The sequence below is a fragment of the Candidatus Melainabacteria bacterium genome, from assembly GCA_003963305.1.
Lineage (GTDB): Bacteria > Cyanobacteriota > Vampirovibrionia > Obscuribacterales > Obscuribacteraceae > PALSA-1081.
This window is the reverse complement of sequence record RXJR01000010.1, coordinates 117,744-134,942: the sequence shown is the minus strand read 5'-3', so window position 1 is coordinate 134,942 and position 17,199 is coordinate 117,744. Positions and strand designations below refer to the sequence as shown.

Genomic DNA, 17,199 nt, shown 5'->3' with positions numbered 1-17,199 from the left:
TCGCCCAACGCTCTTTGTGATTGACAGTTCATTGCGTTCGCTTGCGCAAACTTTGCCAGCGTTTACGATTCGAACGCACGCTGTCTATGTTAAGCGCGGTGCGAATCTGTAATGGATTCGTGTCGCACAGGTCGAGCGTTTCGACAAACTTTGCGGGATGTAAAGCGTAAAAGCGGCCAAATTGTTAACAACCTCAGCCTTATGGTCCATGGCAGTATGTGGTATCCCAATAACTACTTTTTCTCCAGAAAATAACAGTCCAGCTCAGTACCCCTCCTGCTTTCGAGCACCAGAGTATTTGCACCTACGTGCACGGTCCTCTGCCGCTATCCTGGGTTTGAAGCACAGTCGGCTTAGCGCAGCTGAGACAGCATGCCCTGAGGGTGGAGATGAGTGACAGTTCTTGCGCCTTTGCGCACAGCGACTGTCCGACCAATTTGATGCGAATCGGAACGTTGCTCTATGAAATTTCAGTCCCTTTATCGAAGCTGTCGAATATCTCGACGGTCAATCAAGGAAATTCAGCCATGGCTGATTCACCCGAAAACAAGCATCCGCCTTTTAGCGACTTAGATTCCTGGAAGAGAATCGGCAACACAGTTGCTTTCCTTCTGGGCTCCGTTTTCTTTCTTCTCTGGCTGTGCAACGGACCGATGCGTCCCGATCCGACCAGAGTTCTGCATGGACGAACCTGGGTGCACGTGCCACCGTCTACGGTGGAGCACCTGTCGCCGTTCGCCGAATGGTTTCTGCATACAGGCTGCCTGATCATTGGTGTGGCGCTGCTCGGCATCGCCTTCATCAACCAGGTGAGACGCCGTAAGCGCGAGGAAGCGCTTGAGTCTGCCGCTCGTGAGGAGCGTTCAGCTCGTCGAGTCGGCGATCGACTGGCTACATCGGCGATTAAAAATCTCGGCGGTCGGCGCAAGACCGGGGAAAAGCAAGATGCCGTCGAAATCGAGGTGAAGGGCAAGAAGGTCAAACTTCCTGCCATGCGCTGCGATACAGGCACTCTCATTCTGCCTAACGATCATCGTTTTGCCGGATTGACTTTCGACAAGGTGATCGGGCAGAGCGAAGCCAAATTCGAAATTCAGGAATTCCTCGATTTCCTCAAGCAGCCTGAGAAGTACGAAGCCCTCAAGGCTCGCACTCCTCGCGGTGTGCTGATGCATGGCGCCCACGGCGTCGGCAAGACACTGCTTGCCCGCACCCTGGCTTCGCTTTGTGGTCTGCCTGTGATCGAGATTGCCGGTTCTGAGTTCACCGAGATGTTTGTCGGCGTCGGTGCCAGCCGTGTTCGTCAGGTTTTCGATGACCTGGACGAACTCGTGAAGGTCTTCGGTGGTGCCATTCTCTTCATCGACGAGTTCGACGCGATCGCGCGTGCTCGCGGTACATCGCAGGGCAATGGCGAGCAGGAAGCGACGCTCAACCAGCTCCTCAAGGAGATGGACGGCATCGTCAAACGTCCCCGTGTCTTCACGATTGCTGCCACCAATCGCAAAGACATCCTCGACCCGGCTGCCATCCGTCCTGGTCGCTTCGACCGCGACATCGAGTTCTTCAATCCCAATTGCCGGGACCGCGAAGCTCTGCTCGGTCTCTACTTGCCCGAAAGCATTCGCGCTCCCGGGCTCAACCTGCGCATCGCCGCCAAGGCTTGTCCAGGTGCATCTGGTGCCCATGTCGAGAACATCGCCAACGAGGCGAAGATTCTCACTGTGCGTGCCGGACTGAGCCTGGTTACGCAAGAGATTCTCGACGAGGCTGTGCTGAAAGTGACATTCGGTGCGCGTCGCGACGGTCAGCGTCAGATTTTGACGCCGATGGAGGTTGACACCGTTAAGGTGCACGAGGCTGGACATGCTCTCGTCTACATGCGCCTGGCCAGGCGGGCACCACTGCGTTTCACCATGGTGCCGCGCGGCAGATCAGGTGGGCATGTCGCTTATCCCGAGGAATTCGAGACGCTGATCACCCGAGACCACATGAAGCTCAGGCTTGCTGTGCTCATGGGTGGTGCCGCTTCGACATTCAAACTGCGAAACGGTCAGGAAGACTCCGGCATTTCGATGGACGTCAAAATGGCTACTGATCTTGCCATTCAGATGGTCACCGAACTCGGCATGTCGAGCCTGGGCAAGTTCAATCTCGCTTCATTGCAGAAAGCTGGACTGGTTTCCGACGAGTTCCGCCGACAAATTGCCGATGAGGTGAAGGCGCTTATTGCAGAAGGTGAGAAGACTGCGTTTGCGATTGTGGAGGATGGCGTTGACGACTTGAAAGTTCTCATCAATGCCATCGACGAGCACGAAACGCTGCTCGCACCCGATATCGAAAAGCTTTTCGATCTGCCGCCCTGCGATGTCGAGGGCGTGGACGCTATCGCTGCGGCTCGCAAGTAGGAGACGAAAAATGTCCAGATTTCTGTATGGTCCTCGCGATAACGGACCAGCCGATCCTCCGCCGTGGCCTGAGCTTGTAATGTCGGGACTCGGTTTGCTGGTTGCGTTCAGTGCGCTGGCGATCGGTCTTTCGCATGAGTGGATAGGCGGCGTTTACGTTCGCGGTCCGTGTGCTTTCCTCTTCATCATCGGCTTGATGGTTCCGTTGTCCTTTGCCGCAGATGGCTTTGATAAGGCGCGTGAGCGCGGCGAGTATGACGATCAGAATTAGAAAAGGAACTCCGATTTGGTGACGAAAATCGACAGGATAGAGGCGGCATTTAGCTTCTATCCTGTCGTCTCTTTTCTCGCTCGGGAGCTATTCTGGTTTGAAATTTTAGTTTTTAAATTTGTTATTTTATAGAATATAGTTGAACTTGTTTGAGTGACACAATTTTGAAACAACGCGCGCACACTGCGCCATTTGAATTAGCAGGCAACGAGCTGGAATTGGGACATTGAGGTGCATAAACTATTGTCAGAGAGCACCGTATTTGGTTATCACAGTAGTGTCGAAATTTTCCTTTGCATGGTCTGAGCAATAGCGGTCTCAAAGTCTCACAGGCATATTCCAGCCATCCTCCTCAACAGCGTTGCGCTGACTGAGTAACCCGGAAGGCAAATCAACCCTTTGAATTTTTCCGATCTTGGAAAAACCCGCAGGAGATTTCCTATGCGTTTTCTGCAAGCTCTGTTCGGTGTGTCAGTTTTCTGTGCCGGTGTGTTTGGTGGTTACTGGACCACCCAACATCAGTTCGAGATCACCCGTGACGGCGGCGCATTCGCTGTGCGTGCCAACCTGATGATGAGCTCCTTTGCAGTTCTGATCGGGTTCTACACGACAGTCGGTGCATTCGTCCCGAAAAACAATCAGCAATGAGTTTGCGAGAGCTGGCGCGACTGCGCGCAGTTGCCGCCGGGCTGCATTGAATCAGGGACTAGCAGCCCTGCGCTACCTGGAAAAAGATAAAAGATGTGCTGAAGTTCATAAACTTTGAGCTTACTTAGATACAAAGCCTCTTAAGAGCTTTGATCTGTGGTTGCAAAGGGATAGGGTTATGGTCTTCCCGTCCCTCCAACAATCATTCAGCAAAAGAAAGCCTCCAGCCTACCCAGCACCAGTTCTCCACAGATATCCTGTCGCTATCCAGCGACAGAATTGAAACTGCTCTGACGTCAGAAAGGCTCTTCCCTGGCTGACGTCGCCTCGCGCAACTCCAACCATACATTCGCATGTTGCGGGTGTGGGCGGTTTTTGCTGTCTGTAACTGACAGTTGAACCGTCGCTTCTGAACCCCCGCATGAGCAGCCAAACCGGCTGGTTGTGCGGGTTTCTGCATCTTTTTAACCAAACGAAAGGACAATGACTATGAACGCAAAGAACACCAACACCGGCGGCACCATCTTCGAGATCGTTCCGCCCACCATCCACGACCTGACCCACGGTCCCTGCTCGCAACAGGGTCTGTTCGGTCGCTCGCCCTTCTTCATCGGCGGCGGCAAGGAAAACTACTCCTTCCCCACCACCGACGAACTGGTGCAGCGCGCCATGGCTCACACCGACGCGCCCGACTTCGTGCTCGCCGAGGTGCCCAACACCAAGCGCGGCTACCGCATCAACCTGGGCGTGCTCAGCCAGCTCGACCCGAAGACGTTCGACATCCCGATGCCGCGCGTCATCCACTTCGTCAAGGCGGACGCGCCCACGGCGAAGGTTTCCACCGAGCGTCTGCTCGCCCATGACATGGCCGATATCATGGTCGACGGCATGTTCGCGCAGCCGGTCTACGCCTTCTTCTCGGAAGACTACCGGATGCTCGGACACGACAAGGGCATGCTGCCTCCCGAGTACTGGGAGATCGCTGACTCGCTCTACGCCCAGCTCAAGTCGGCTGAGCAGCAGGTCGTCGCGGCCCTGCCGAAGGTGATGACCGAGCTGCAGAAGCGCTATCCCGAGGCTTCGACGGGGCAGCTGTACCAGGGTGCGCTCCAGCTCATCGGCAACGAGCTGTCGCCCATCCTCTCCACGGTGCAGATGTGGACGACCGGCTTCCGCCAGTCGCTCGACCCGAAGCTGAAGGACACGCTGGTTCTGGTGCGGGCTATGATCGAGAGCAATCTCTTCCTGAGCCTCACCGGCGACCTGCGGCTCGATCAGATCGACTCGAAGGGCGACATCCACCAGGTCGTCCCCACCATCAACGTGTCGGTCGGTGACGTGGTCCTCCCGGTCCTCGTCGGCGCCTTCGACAGCGGCCCGGCTGTCATCCCGATGCACGACGGTGCACTCGGGCCGCGCGGTGGCCACCTGGCCTTCATCCCGTGGAACCTGATCGAGGTTCTGCCTCTGATCAACCCCATCTACATGCACGAGACGGGACACCTGCTGCAGAGTGTCATCGTCGACTTCATGCAGACGTACACCAAGCTGATCGCGAGCACCATCGCGGCTGCCGTGCAGAACAAGACGCTTACCTTCGACGAGCCGTTCGTGATGCTCGGTTCGCAGAAGGTGCCGGCGGACAAGTTCTGGACCATGGTGTTCATGGGACAGCTGGGTGAGCTGGATGCGGACAACTGGGGCATGCGCACCAGCGGTCCGGGCGCCTTCGCCAAGTGCTTCATCAACTACGTCGGTGCGATGACCGAGGTGGCGGTGGGCAACATGGACAAGGTCGACCACGTGCTCCGCATGGGGTCGTCCTACAAGGTCGTGCAGTCCAAGGACGGCAAGGTCAGCATCCAGCTTGAGCCTCACCCGCAGGATGGCCCGCGGATCGGTTCGTGGCAGGCGGCGATCGCGTCGGAGATGGGCTACCCGGTCGATGCGAAGTACGCGCGCGACTACGCGGCTTCGGAGTCCGGCAAGGATGCCACGCGCATCACCTGGGTGGGCGAGCTGCCGGAAGGTGCCAAGGGTGAGGACGAAGGGGGTGACTCCTTCCTGAGCCTGAAGCGCATCCGGTCGCTGATCGCTTCGGCGCTGAAGATGCTGGCTCGCCAGTCTGACGACGACACGCAGGATGCCGGTCAGAAGCAGCCCAAGCTGCCGACGATCTCAGCCAGCGTGGCGGACTACGACAAGGTCGCCAAGCTCGTCGCCGCCGCCTTCTTCAGCACCAAGACGGCATGCCTGGATGGGCTGTCGCTCAAGGAGTTGGTCTGCCTGACGCCGCAGATGCAGAAGGACAAGGTCGACCCGGTCAAGGACCTGCTCAAGAAGGGCGTGAGCAAGCTCCCCAGCGACGGTCGTCACTACTTCTTCCACACGGTCGGCTCCGCGTCGGTGCTCGCTCTCTACGAGCTCGTCGAGGAGGGTGTGGATGCGAAGGAGGCTCGTGAGCGTGTCGTCGCAGCCGCGATGGGCATGATGACCGAGCTTCTGCCGCAGTGGCTGGCGGACGTGAAGCGTCTGGACATCTACAAGCTGACCGAGGCGCAGAAGCACCCGAAGTCGGGCAAGTAGTCGTCTGTTGAAGAGGTTCGCAGTTCAGTCGCCGGGCTTCGGCCCGGCGGCTGGCTGCGGCTTCTTCATTTTTTTTGAATTTATACTATAGTTTATGGTATAAAATGGATTTTTGAGAAGTTCTTGCCGCTTCGATTGAACGTTGGCGCGCCGCGAAAACCTCGAGCGATCGAGCCAGTCTGGCTCAATCGCGGCTTTCTGCGACGCTCGGGATTTAGTAGACCGCTACTGCCGTGTCTGTAAGCGCTTTCCCGGTTGCTTGTTCAGCAACACGAGCCTGATGAGCGCGTCGGCGAGCAATGGTTTTGTTGACAGCATCCAATTGCAGTAAGAGCGTCTTGCAACGACCGGACTGGTCGCCATACATGGAGCCACTCAATTCAACAGCCTTCTCGAGCAACATCGTCGCTTCGTCATGCCTCCACAATTTCAGCAGCACGCGCGCTGCGAATTCCAAATCGTCGAGTGCCTCGGAACTGGCGAGGCTGCTGTGCTCTTTCGTCATTTGCAGCGCCTGGAAAAGCAGTTTCAGGGCTTCTTCCGCCGCACCTGTTCTGTAGTATCCGGCGGCGATGTTGCGCAGGATGGTGAGCATGAATTGCCGGTTGTTACCTTCGTTCAAGTCGATCTTGTGGTTCAGTGTCTGATGCAAGGCGATCAGTTGCTGCCACTGTTCAGCCGCTCGCAAGCTTATGGACAACCTGTTTCGCATGTACCAGGCGGGATTGGAGTCGGCTCCGTAATGTGCAGAGCACAATTCCAAAGCGATGGTTAGAACAGGGATGGCTTCGTTGTGACGACCGAGGCTAGCCAGGCTGACGCCGTAGTTAGTGGCCACGGTGACGACTTTCTCCGGCATTGTGGACTTGTAACGAAGGCGGCGTTCATAGACGGGTTTCAGGTGCTCAACAGCCTCTGGATAACTTTGCATGCGGTAATAGCAGTCGCCGAGCCTTCTTTCGATGCCCAAGACGAGAGCTGAGCCTTCGCCGTAGAGTGTTTTGCTCCAGGAGAGGCATTTGAGCAGAGCCTTTATGGCTTGTGGGAATTCTCTTCGATCCATGAAATCGTACGCGAAAGCCAGGGTCGCGTTCAGTTCTTTTTCAGATGCAGCTGTCAAAGCAGACGTCCTTCGTGAAAAGCTCAGGTATCTCCATCGATCTCAACTCCTTCCGAGCGATATGGCAGAGCGGTTCGAAACAACGTGCTCAAGCACGCTGAATGATTCCAATCTCTGGCAACAATCGGTAGGTGTAGTGAAAGGTCCGATGATGATTGAGCTTTGTGGTTACGCTTTCAATCTAAAAAATACGTTGTGGCAAAAACAGTATTTTTTCGATGACGGGCGCCTTCTCTTTTCACAAATTGGCCAATTCTGCGTGGTGAAGTTGGTGTTGTACTGCCTTTTTGCACAACCCCTGGTATGGCAGAAATTCAGCACAAGTTACTTGATAAATTTGCCCAGACTGTTCGTGGCGTCCTTTTGAATCACATTGGTAACGCCTTTAGTGACCTGGTCCTGGACCATTTTCTTGAGGGCGTTAGTGCCGAGATTAGTCAAATTGCTTTGTGGACTTGCAGCTGAAGCATTGGCAGGACTGGCGGCGGCGGCAGGTGCAGCGATAGTGGTGCCTGCAGGTGCGGGAGCCAAAATCATCGTGCCTTTGGTGCTGACCATGAGCTCAAATGTTTTTCCTGTCGTCTGTTCTTTAATCAGATAGTTGCCCGGCGGCATTGAAGTTGTTCCAACTTCCTGCGGGCCAGTTACCGCGTTTGAGCTCTCCGCCGCAGGCGTTGTCGTATCGGCTGAGACTGCACTGCAAGAAATAGTCAAAAGGAGCGACGCTCTGAGAATGTGTTTTAGCATTTGAGAAATCCTTATCAACGGTAACCTCTTAATTCCCGGGCAGTTGCCAATCTACACTCTTGAGTTTTAATTCTCTGTCGATTGCCGCTAAGCGACACTGGTTGCTTGTTCCATCAGATTCTGTGGGCGCCGAAATGACGAAAATTCGATGAAAACAGGGGTTCGGACAAGGAGCGGCACCTGCAAAAAGTACTGAAAGCACCAAAAAGTGCCAAAAAGCACCAAAAAGCGCTGAAAGCAATGGAAATCAAAGGCGCCGATCGAGAGGAGCGGGGCCATACAAACTTGCCTGAGCAAATTTGACGGCCCCGCTCAACTCCAGGGTCACGCCCGTTTTCCGACGTGACGCGGCGGCACTACCAGATGTGGCAGCGCTCCTTCACGGGCAGCATGATCGGGCAGTCGTCCGGCAGACCGAAGGCAGCCGGGAACTCGTTCACGTTTGCCAGCGTTGCGTTGACGCGGAAGATCTCGGGCGGGTGCGGGTCGCCCTTCACCTGTGACTCCAGGTACTCAGGCGTGCAGATGCTCGCCCAGATCTGTCCGAACGAGATGAAGAAGCGCTGCTCGTCCGTGAAGCCGTTGATGACTCGGCGACCGGTCTTCTCCAGCCGACGCATCAGGGCGCGGTAGGCCAGGTTGACGCCGTTGAGGTCGGCAGCAGCCTCGCCCGAGACGAGGTTGCCCTTGACCGGCACCTTGTTTTTGCCGACCGTCAGTCTACCGAACTGGGTGCGGATCTGCTGCACGCGCTGCATGAAGCGGGCGAAGTCATCCTCCGTCCACTGCATCTTGACGTTGCCGTCAGCGTCGTAGTTGGCGCCTGAGTCGTCGAAGAGATGACCGAACTCGTGCAGGATGACGACCAGGATGGCACCGTAGTTGGCGGCATCGTCGGCCTCGAAATCGAAGAAGCGCCCCTGCAGGATAGCCGCCGGGAATGCCACCTCGTTCGATTGCGGGTCGGCGTAGGCGTTCACCGTCTGCGGTGTCATGTACCACTCCGACTTGTCGCGCGGCTGCCCGATCTTGTTCAGGTCGAGACGCTGCGCGAAGGCGTTGGAAGCCAGCACGTTCAGCACGTACGAGTCGCGACTGATCGTGAGCGGCGAGAAGTCGAGCCACTTGTCGGGGTAGCCGATCTTCCAGACCGTCTTGTCGATCTTGGCGAGCAGGTTGCTGCGCGTCTCGTCCGACAGCCAGTCAGCCTTCTCGAGGGCGGCGCGCATCTCCAGCTTGCCGTCCTCGATCATCTCGAGCACGCGCGTCTTGGCCTCGGGCGGGAAGAAGCGCTCCACGTAGAGCTGACCGATGGCCTCGCCCAGGCAGCTGTCGACGAGGTTGACGACCCGCTTGTAACGCGGCTGCTGCTCCGTCAGTCCGCTCATGACGACGCCGAAGAAGGCGAAGCGCTCGTTGACGAAGTCAGCCGACAGGTAGCCGGCGGTGCTGTTGATCAGCTTCCAGCGCAGGTAGGCGCGCATGGTGCGCAGCGATGTCTTGCTCAGCACCTTCTCGAGTGCCTTGAAGAAGTCCGGCTGCAGGACGTTGAGCGTCTTGAAGTCGGGCGCACCGATGGCGCGGAAGTAGGCGCGGAAATCGAAGGAAGGCGTCAGTGCCCGCAACTCAGCGACCGACATGACGTGGTCGATGTTCTTGGGGTCACGCATCTCCTCCTCTTCCATCTGTGCGAAGGCGAGCGCGGTCTCGACGGCCATGATGCTGCGCGCATCGCGATCTGCGGTGCGGGTGCTCTGACCGAGGAGCTGCAGCATCTTGCTGATGTGCTGCACGTAGAGCCGGCGCTTCTCGATGCTGGCATCGTCGGTGTCGACGTAGTAGTCGCGACCGCCCATGCTGGTGCCGCCCTGACCGATCGAGGCGACCATCTGCGAGCTGTCGCTGAATGACTGCATGGCACCGAAGCCGAAGAGGGGTCCGACGCCGAGCCCGTGCAGGCGAGCCACGCACCTGGCCAGTCCGCGCCGGGTGCGCACGCGGGCGATGGCGGCGAACTCGCCAGCGAGAGGCGAAGCGCCCTGCGCCTCGATCGCGTCGACATCCATGCCGGCCGCGAAGAAGTCGCCCATCTTCTGCTCGATCGAGCCGGGCTGCTGCGTGCCCTGGCTGGCCTCGACCATCATCGTGTGCAGACGGTCGAGCGACAGCTCACGCAGCTCGAGGAATGTGCCCCAGCGCGAGTAGCCGGCCGGCAGCACAGCCTGGTCGACGTAGGCGCCGTTGGCGTAGCGGAAGAAGTCCTTGCCGGGATCTGCTTGCAGATCCATGAACTCGGGGTTGATACCGTGTGTGGTGTTCACAATTACTCTTTTCGTCAGGATGACTTGCTTATCGCCTGCCATCGGTAATGAGGTGATGAAAAATGCTTTTGAAAATCGGATCGATTGCGGCGTCACTGCCGAACGCAAAATCGCGAGACGATTCGATCCAAAAGGAAGGCGTGTCACGTTTACAGAGCTAATAGGGCGAGGTCAGGAAGAGCGTGCAAACGCCCTTCCTGACCTGCGCTCAATTGCGGGCTAGCTGCCCGTCTTGACCAGCTTCTTGATCTCCTTCTTGCTCGCGGCCCGCTTGGAGACGGCGTAGACGTTGCCGCCCCACTCGCGGCGGAAGTTGCCGCCCGTGTTGCGGTAGCCCATGTAGCCCTGGCAGGCCGGCACGTTGAGCACGATGTCGCGCTCGGGCTCGTCGGGGTTGAGCACCGCGGGGAGGGGCGCGAAGTTGACCACGAACCAGAGGTCGTTCAACTTGACGAGCTTGCTGTTCGCGTCGATGTCGATCTGCTCGAAGCTGGGCTTGCGGCTGTAGCGCCGCCTGGGCTGCTGCGGGGCGCGCAGCAGGATGCCGGTCTCCGGGTGCACCCAGACGGGCGACCAGAAGTTGCTCGTGATCGGGCGGCCGCGCTCGTCGTGCGGCTGTCCGTCGATGAGCTGCACGGTCGTCTCGACCATGCCGACCATGGCCTCGCGCACCTCCTGGGCGGTGAGGCTCTTGCTGCGGGTGTTGTGCGAGATGTCCGAGAAGACCTCGTTCCACGGGCGCCCCACCTGCTTGATCAGGTACTGGCGCAGCGGCGCGTACGCCGAGTGGCGGGCGCGGTCGCGGTCGCGGCGCATGGGCTCGAAGGTGACACCGTCGGCGATGGCGCGCTGGTGGCGCTTGCCGTTGCGGTTGCCCCCGCCCCCGTTGCGACCGGGCTCGTGGAAGATCTTGGTCATGTCGTCGCGCAATGTGACTCCTTTTGTAGATGGCAACCATGCTGTCGCCATGCAGTTATTCGCCTGCCGGTTCGCACCGGTTGTGGTGCGCTCAGGCAGGCTGGTAAACGATCTTGCTGTTCGGATGCTCGCTACACGTAGTAGCGGAAAGGACGGTGTCGCCACAGCCACTTTGCGCCCACTGCGAGGAAGGTCAGCTTCCTGTGCGGCAGTCGCTTCAGGCGTGTGGTGATTGGCGTCCACCGGGTGATGCGAGGCGGCGGTGCCATCTCGTGAAGAGGCATCTCGGTAAGCAGCTGCTCGAAGGCGCTGAACAGACCGGCGTGTTCGAGTTCTGTCAGACTGAGATCCTGATAGAGGCGCTTGTCGCAGTGGGTGAGAACGGTGAGCACATGGTCTTGCGCCCATCGGTGAGGAGCGGGGAGCTCCGCTGCCACCCGGTCGGTGGTCACGGTCTCGATCTGGAAGAGTCCTCGCACGATGCGCTCGAGTTCCTCATAATGCTCGAGCCGATAGTCACGACCAAGAATCAGATCGCGCCTCAGCTCGAAGCCATTACGCGCAGACTCGAGCGCTGTCGGCACACGAGGCCGGCTGGCCCGTATACGACTGTTCTTGCGTCGTGCCGCCCGCATGAAAAGCACCATGCAGATGCTGGTGAAGAGACCTACCGCGATGAGGATGATGTTGAGATACGCCTTCTCGTCTTGCCGCAACCGATTGTCACCCTGATTGAGTGTCTTGCGACCATCCCAGGTGGGCGACATGTGCAGGGTGATGTCGGGCACCTGAAGCGCCTCTGTGTCACCGGTCGATGAGACGATGTAGCTCATCGTCGCTTTGACCGTGAAGGTCTGCTCGTAACTCCACTTGCGCAGCGTCACTTGCACCGCCAGCACCATGCTGTCGCCTGCACCAGTTTTGCTGCCCAGCAGTTGCGAGCTGAACTCCATGTCACCTTCATTGGTGTCGGTGACGGCAAAGCTCGAACCATCCACTTCGGTGCCGCTGGGCTGGTCGACGAAGACTGTGAAGGTGATCTGGTCGCCCGTGCGGTAGGCGTAATCGCGCTCCAGTTGGACCACTGCCTGGGGTGAGGTACTGTCCCTGAAGTGCGGGGAGTCGAAGCTCTTGCCACCGCTGACGATGGCAAGCACGACCGCCGTACCCACCAGGAAGGCGAGCAGAGCGGTCAGGTGCGGAATGTACTTCCTCATCGCTCACCTCCTTTGGAGCGCCTGCGCGGAATGAAGCGGAGTACCGAAAGCACTCTCATGGAGCGCACTCGTCCCGAGTGCTTCTTGTCACCTCGACGACTCCGCCGACGCATCGTATTGCGCGACTCGTTCCATCGGCTTACGATGCTTTCGCGCCAGTTGGACGGTCGCTCGTGCTCCGACAGCAGATGCAGTCCGAAGCAAAGCAGCGCCAGAAGCAGTGGCACGAAGAAGAGCTCGTGTGTGCCCTTCTTGTGAGTGACAGCGCTGCCCGTGAAGAGGCTTGCGATGTCGAAGTCAGAGGCGTTTTCGATGCGAATGAAGCGAGCGCCGGCCTGGTTCTTGAGGTTGATCACGTTCTGGAAGTTGAAGGGGATGCGCTCCACTTCACCAGCTGCGTTCTTGAAGTACTTCTGACCGTAGAACTGTGATCTGTCTTGCGGCGCCAGTTGATCGACGGGAATGGGCTGCGCCTCAGCACTGCCCAGCCCGACGATGACGAGCTGAATGTGATGCTGCTTGAGCGCTGCTGTGACCCGTTCGATGTCGGCGGCGCTGTCATAAAAGTCGCCGTCGGTGAAAAGCACTATTACGCGGGCGTGGTCGGCAGGCGAGTCGACAGCCAGCTCTTCGATGGCGTTGACGAGACCGGTCGTCATGTTGGTGCCGTCGCCTGGCGCACCGCCTATGGTGACGGCGTTGTTCAGCACCCAGGTGAGCGCATTCATGTCGCTTGTGAGGAAGCCCTGCGTAACTGCGGTGCCTGAGTAGGAGACCAGGCTCAGCTTGTTGGCGCCCAGCGCTGGCATGAGCTTTTCTTTCACGATAGTGCGAGCCATGTCCAGGCGCGTGCCGGCAGTACTGCCGGTCTTGCCCGCATAGCTCTCAATCGCCATGCTGCGACTGACGTCGATGACGCTGACGACATCGACGGTGCCGGCGGGCACTGTCACATCCGAGTCGTTCAAGGTCGGTCGCGCCAGGGCGACGATAGCCGCTGAGACAGCCAGTGCCACGCAAGCGCCCTTGAGAAGACTCTGCCTGGAGCTGTGCAGCTGCGAGAAGCGCGAGACCAGCCTGGTCTCGCCGAAGCGGGCGTTGAAGCTTGCCTGACGCCGCGCTCCCAACCACACCGCCGCCACCGCAAGCGGTAGCAGAAGGAGGAGGAGCCAGAGCGCCGAAGCGTTGATGAACTGCATCTCTCCTCCTTACGTTCCGTCGCCGTGGTTGTGACCGGCGCCTGTGCCCGGCTGCTTGCCTGGCTGCCCGGGCTGGTCGCCTGGCTTGCCGGGACCGCCGGGGTTGTTCTGCTTGTTCACTTCGTTGCTCTGCTCGAGCAACTCGATGTTGTACCTGGCCGCCAGGTTGCCCGGGTCGAGTCGCAGGCACTCTTCGTAGCTCTGCACGCCGGCCTGAATCAGCTCCACGCTCTGCTGAGCGAGCCCGGTTATGACCAGCATGTTGCCGAGCTGGAACTGCAGGTCTGCCGCGAGTTTTCGCGAAGATTCAGGCACCGAGCCATTCCCCTCGGCGATGAGCTGATTGTAGGCAGCGGAAAGATCTGCCTGGGCGTTCTGCCAGAGAGTCTGAGCGGCATCGGCGTCGTCTGTGGCCAGAGCCTGCCGATACTCGCTCAAGCCGCGGTCGTAGAGAGCCACAGCCTGGTCGCCAACCTGACTCTCAGCGGCATGTCCGTAGTTGCCGTTTGCCAGCGGGCTGGTCCAGCTCAAGTAGCGGTAGCCACCCAGCCCGATCAACCCCAGCGCCAGAAGGAAAGCGACTGCGGCCAGGCAGATGCGCAAGCGATAGGCAAGCGCAATCAGTTTGGTCATGTCAAATCCTTTCATGGCGTCACCGCCGCAAGACGATAGCCTGGGCGGAAAGGGCCAGGACGAAGAGGACGAGGAAGGCGTAAACGAAATACATGAAGAGCTCGTTGTGCGCAGCGGTTGTCTCCACCTGCACCGGCGAGCGCGTCAGCTGATCGACCGTCTGTACAGCCTTATTCAGATCCTGCTCGTTTTGGGCCTGGAAGACCGCACCGCCTGTGGTGATAGCGATCTGGGCGATGTCGGCGTCTTCGCTGACCGGCTGCCCCTTGGGTGCCAGGTCTTCGCCCACCGAGATGACATAGAAGTGAATGTCGTTATCACGCATCAACTTCTCGAGCCGGGCCTTTACCTCATCGCTGAGGTAGTCTTCACCGTCTGTGACGAGAATGAAGACGCGTGACTTGGCCTGCCCGATCTGCTTGAACATCTCGGCGGCGAAATCGAGCGGACCGGGCGGTGAGCCACCGAAGTTGGTGCCACTGCCCGAGGCGAAGGGAATGAACTGCGACTGTCTGAAGACCATGCTCAGGTCGCCTGAGAGCGGCCACAGCCAGGTGGGTGAGTCGGAGAATTCCAGAAGCCCGATGCGGTCGCCTGAGTCGCGCAGATAGCTCTGGCAGATGAAGTTCTCAACCGAACCAGCAGCCGCAGCCTGGCGGGTGCCTGTGGTCGACTGATAGTCGGCATGCGTGTCTTCGGCGTAGGCCTTGAGCACGCTAGAGGGCGCCTGTCCGAGGGCGGCTGCACAGCGACTGTCGGGCGCCGGCATGGTGCCCTCGAAAGCAGCCGTCATCGAACCGGAGATGTCGATGCCGAAGATGACATCGCGTGAGAGCTGGTTTCCCGTCGGTTTCATGTACGACTGCCGGGGCGTCGCCAGTGCAGCCGTGAGAGCGACGAATGAAAGCGCCAGAAGAGCGGCTGGAATCTTGTGCAGGAAGCTTGGTCTGTTCGCGTGTTCCAGCAGTCGCAAGTCGGAGTAACCGAGGAACCCCTTGCGACGCCAGAGGAGCCATGGCAGCGGCATGCTGAGGAGCAAGAGCAGCCAGGCCGGGTGTGCAAAATACATTGCAACCCCTTTCTGTTTTGTAGATGCGCGCACCATACCTGGTGAGCTGCGGCAGGCGCAACCCACCAGGCGGTACGACTAGTTTCACACCAGAACTGGCTTTACTTGCGGTGTCCGCCGAAGAGGCGCATGACGCGAGTCAGCGCTTCTCTTCCTTCTGCCGTGTGGAAGGCGGCGCTTTCGCAATGCGCTTCCTTGAAGAAGGCGAAGAGTTCGTCCTTCCGGCTCTGGCTGCTTGCGGCGAATTGCTTGCGTCTCTTTTCAGTCAGCCAGATTGAACGGCGTCTGCCTGAGCGCAGGTCACTGAACGAATAGAGTCCCCAGCCGTCAGGCAGTACGAGCTCGCGCAGGTCGTTGACGAGCACGCAGACGATGTCGTGAGCGAGGGCGGCACGCTTGAGAGCGCGCTTCTCGGGCTCGTTGAGGTTGAGGAAGTCGGAGAAGATGAAGACGAGCGAACGCTGTCTTGGCAGTGCCGACAGCGCTTTCAGCAAGCCGCTGCCCTCTTCGCCCCGGCTGCCGTCTGCTTCGATCAAGCTGGCGACGGCAGGGAAAAGAGCTGTCTGAGCCGGCATCAGGCGCTGGCTGACGACGAGGTCGTGCTCGTTGTAGGCCAGGAATCTGACGCGGTCGTGCGTCTTGGCGGCAGACTTGATCACCGAACCAACCAGTTCACCTGTGAGGATGCGCTTGGTGGTGCGGTGTGTGCCGAAATCCATGGTCGGACTCACATCCGCCAGGATGAAAACCTTGAGGTCGCGCGGTTCCATGTACTGTGTGATGTACATGGTCTGACCTCCGGTCTGCGCAGTGGCAGCCCAGTCGATATCGCGCGGGTCGTCTCCGGGCTCGTATTCGACACGAGCTTGAATGTCGTGTCCGTTCGAGCCGCGCGCAAAGCTCCTCCGATCCCCGCCCGTGGGCATGATCTCTGCAGATCGCCAGCGGACGGGAATCGGAGTGGTGACGACTCGCTTCATGATCGCCTGGATCACCTCACGAGTCTCCTGCTTCATAGGAGTACTCCTCGCTTTCTTAGTAGGAGGTCGCCTGATCAGCTGGTGGCGCGGGCGATCACCTTGACGCGCTCGAGGACGCGGGCGATCACACCATCGGTGGTGACACCGTTGTAGACCGCTGCGTCGGTGAGCAGGACGCGGTGCCTGGCCACGTGCGGGAAAACCGCCTGCACGTGGCGGGGCTCGATGAAGCGGGCGCCCTCGATGAAGGCGAGAGCGGCAGCTGCATGCAGCGTCCAGATCTCGCAACGGGGCGATGCGCCAAAGGCGATCTGCTCGCGCAGCTCGTCAGCGTCATCTCCGTGCACACGGTCGAACCACTGGTCGGTCGGGCGGGTGGCTCGAGCCAGGTCGACGATGTAGCCGAGCACGGGCACGGAAGCCGCAGCAGCGAGCTGCTTGACGGCGCCGCGCATGGCAAGCAGCTCCTCCACCGAGATCACCTGAGCCACGCCAGACTGAGCGGAACGCCCATGCACAGCCGTGTTGGCCAGCATCTTGAGCTCGTCCTCGCGCGAGACGTACTGCATGTTCAGCTTCATGGCGAAGCGGTCCAGGGTCGCCTCGGGCACCGGGTAGGTGCCTTCCTGCTCGACCGGGTTCATCGTGGCGATCATGATGAAGAGGTCCTCGAGCGAGTAGGTGCGATCACCGACAGTCACCTTGCGCTCCTGCATCGCCTGCAGCGTGGCAGAGAGCGTCTTGGGGGTGGTGCGGTTGATCTCGTCGGCGAGCAGGATGTGCGTGCCCACCATGGGACCGGGGCGCTTCACGAACTCGCCCGACTTCTGGTCGAAGATCTCGACGCCGACGATGTCGGTCGGCTTCAGATCAGGGGTCATCTGGATGCGCGCCGAAACAGCGTTCTCGATCGCCGCCTGCAGCGTGTTGGCAAGCGTGGTCTTGGCCGTTCCGGGCACCGCCTCGAGCAGAACGTGACCGTCAGCGAGAAGGCAGACGAGAATCATCTCCTTCACGTCGGGATAACCCGCGACGACCTTGTCGAGCTCGTTGCGGAGCGCGCGAATCTTGTGAGTATTCAC

Annotated in this window: 14 protein-coding genes; 4 read left to right on the top strand and 10 right to left on the bottom strand. The window is 59.2% G+C overall.

The window, feature by feature from the left end; genetic code table 11:
* Positions 1-389 precede the first annotated feature (389 nt).
* From EKK48_13015 to EKK48_13000, 4 genes are all read left to right on the top strand, one after another.
* Complete coding sequence (locus EKK48_13015; GenBank protein ID RTL41832.1) at positions 390-2,408, top strand: AAA family ATPase; 2,019 nt, start codon at positions 390-392, stop codon at positions 2,406-2,408.
* Positions 2,409-2,418: 10 nt separating this feature from the next.
* A complete protein-coding gene (locus EKK48_13010) occupies positions 2,419-2,679 on the top strand; it encodes a hypothetical protein (protein ID RTL41831.1) in 261 nt (86 codons plus the stop codon).
* Positions 2,680-3,120: 441 nt separating this feature from the next.
* A complete protein-coding gene (locus EKK48_13005; protein ID RTL41830.1) occupies positions 3,121-3,327 on the top strand; it encodes a hypothetical protein in 207 nt (68 codons plus the stop codon).
* 489 nt (positions 3,328-3,816) lie between these two features.
* The gene (locus tag EKK48_13000; protein RTL41829.1) at positions 3,817-5,913 is read left to right on the top strand and encodes a hypothetical protein; all 2,097 of its coding nucleotides are present in this window, start codon (positions 3,817-3,819) and stop codon (positions 5,911-5,913) included.
* 214 nt (positions 5,914-6,127) lie between these two features.
* On the opposite strand, the gene EKK48_12995 is transcribed toward EKK48_13000, so the two are convergent.
* From EKK48_12995 to EKK48_12950, 10 genes are all read right to left on the bottom strand, one after another.
* A complete protein-coding gene (locus EKK48_12995; protein RTL41828.1) occupies positions 6,128-7,033 on the bottom strand; it encodes a tetratricopeptide repeat protein in 906 nt (301 codons plus the stop codon).
* Between the two features lie 324 nt (positions 7,034-7,357).
* Entirely contained in the window at positions 7,358-7,780 is a 423-nt protein-coding gene (locus EKK48_12990; protein RTL41827.1) for a hypothetical protein, read from the bottom strand.
* Positions 7,781-8,136: 356 nt separating this feature from the next.
* Positions 8,137-10,143, bottom strand: coding sequence for a M13 family peptidase (locus tag EKK48_12985; protein ID RTL41826.1), 2,007 nt, complete (start codon positions 10,141-10,143; stop codon positions 8,137-8,139).
* Between the two features lie 177 nt (positions 10,144-10,320).
* Complete coding sequence (locus tag EKK48_12980; protein ID RTL41825.1) at positions 10,321-11,031, bottom strand: hypothetical protein; 711 nt, start codon at positions 11,029-11,031, stop codon at positions 10,321-10,323.
* A 119-nt stretch (positions 11,032-11,150) separates the two neighbouring features.
* Entirely contained in the window at positions 11,151-12,236 is a 1,086-nt protein-coding gene (locus EKK48_12975) for a hypothetical protein (GenBank protein ID RTL41824.1), read from the bottom strand.
* Positions 12,233-13,435 carry a VWA domain-containing protein gene (locus EKK48_12970; protein RTL41823.1) on the bottom strand — a complete coding sequence of 401 codons (1,203 nt, stop codon included), beginning with the start codon at positions 13,433-13,435 and terminating at the stop codon, positions 12,233-12,235. Before EKK48_12970 ends, EKK48_12975 begins: the two co-directional genes overlap by 4 nt.
* Before the next feature lie 9 nt (positions 13,436-13,444).
* Positions 13,445-14,068, bottom strand: a complete 624-nt coding sequence (locus EKK48_12965; protein ID RTL41822.1) for a hypothetical protein — start codon at positions 14,066-14,068, stop codon at positions 13,445-13,447.
* A gap of 19 nt (positions 14,069-14,087) precedes the next feature.
* A complete protein-coding gene (locus tag EKK48_12960; protein ID RTL41821.1) occupies positions 14,088-15,203 on the bottom strand; it encodes a VWA domain-containing protein in 1,116 nt (371 codons plus the stop codon).
* 35 nt (positions 15,204-15,238) lie between these two features.
* Positions 15,239-16,153, bottom strand: coding sequence for a DUF58 domain-containing protein (locus tag EKK48_12955; GenBank protein RTL41820.1), 915 nt, complete (start codon positions 16,151-16,153; stop codon positions 15,239-15,241).
* 38 nt (positions 16,154-16,191) lie between these two features.
* On the bottom strand, positions 16,192-17,199 hold the full coding sequence (locus tag EKK48_12950; GenBank protein RTL41819.1) for a MoxR family ATPase: 1,008 nt from the start codon (positions 17,197-17,199) through the stop codon (positions 16,192-16,194).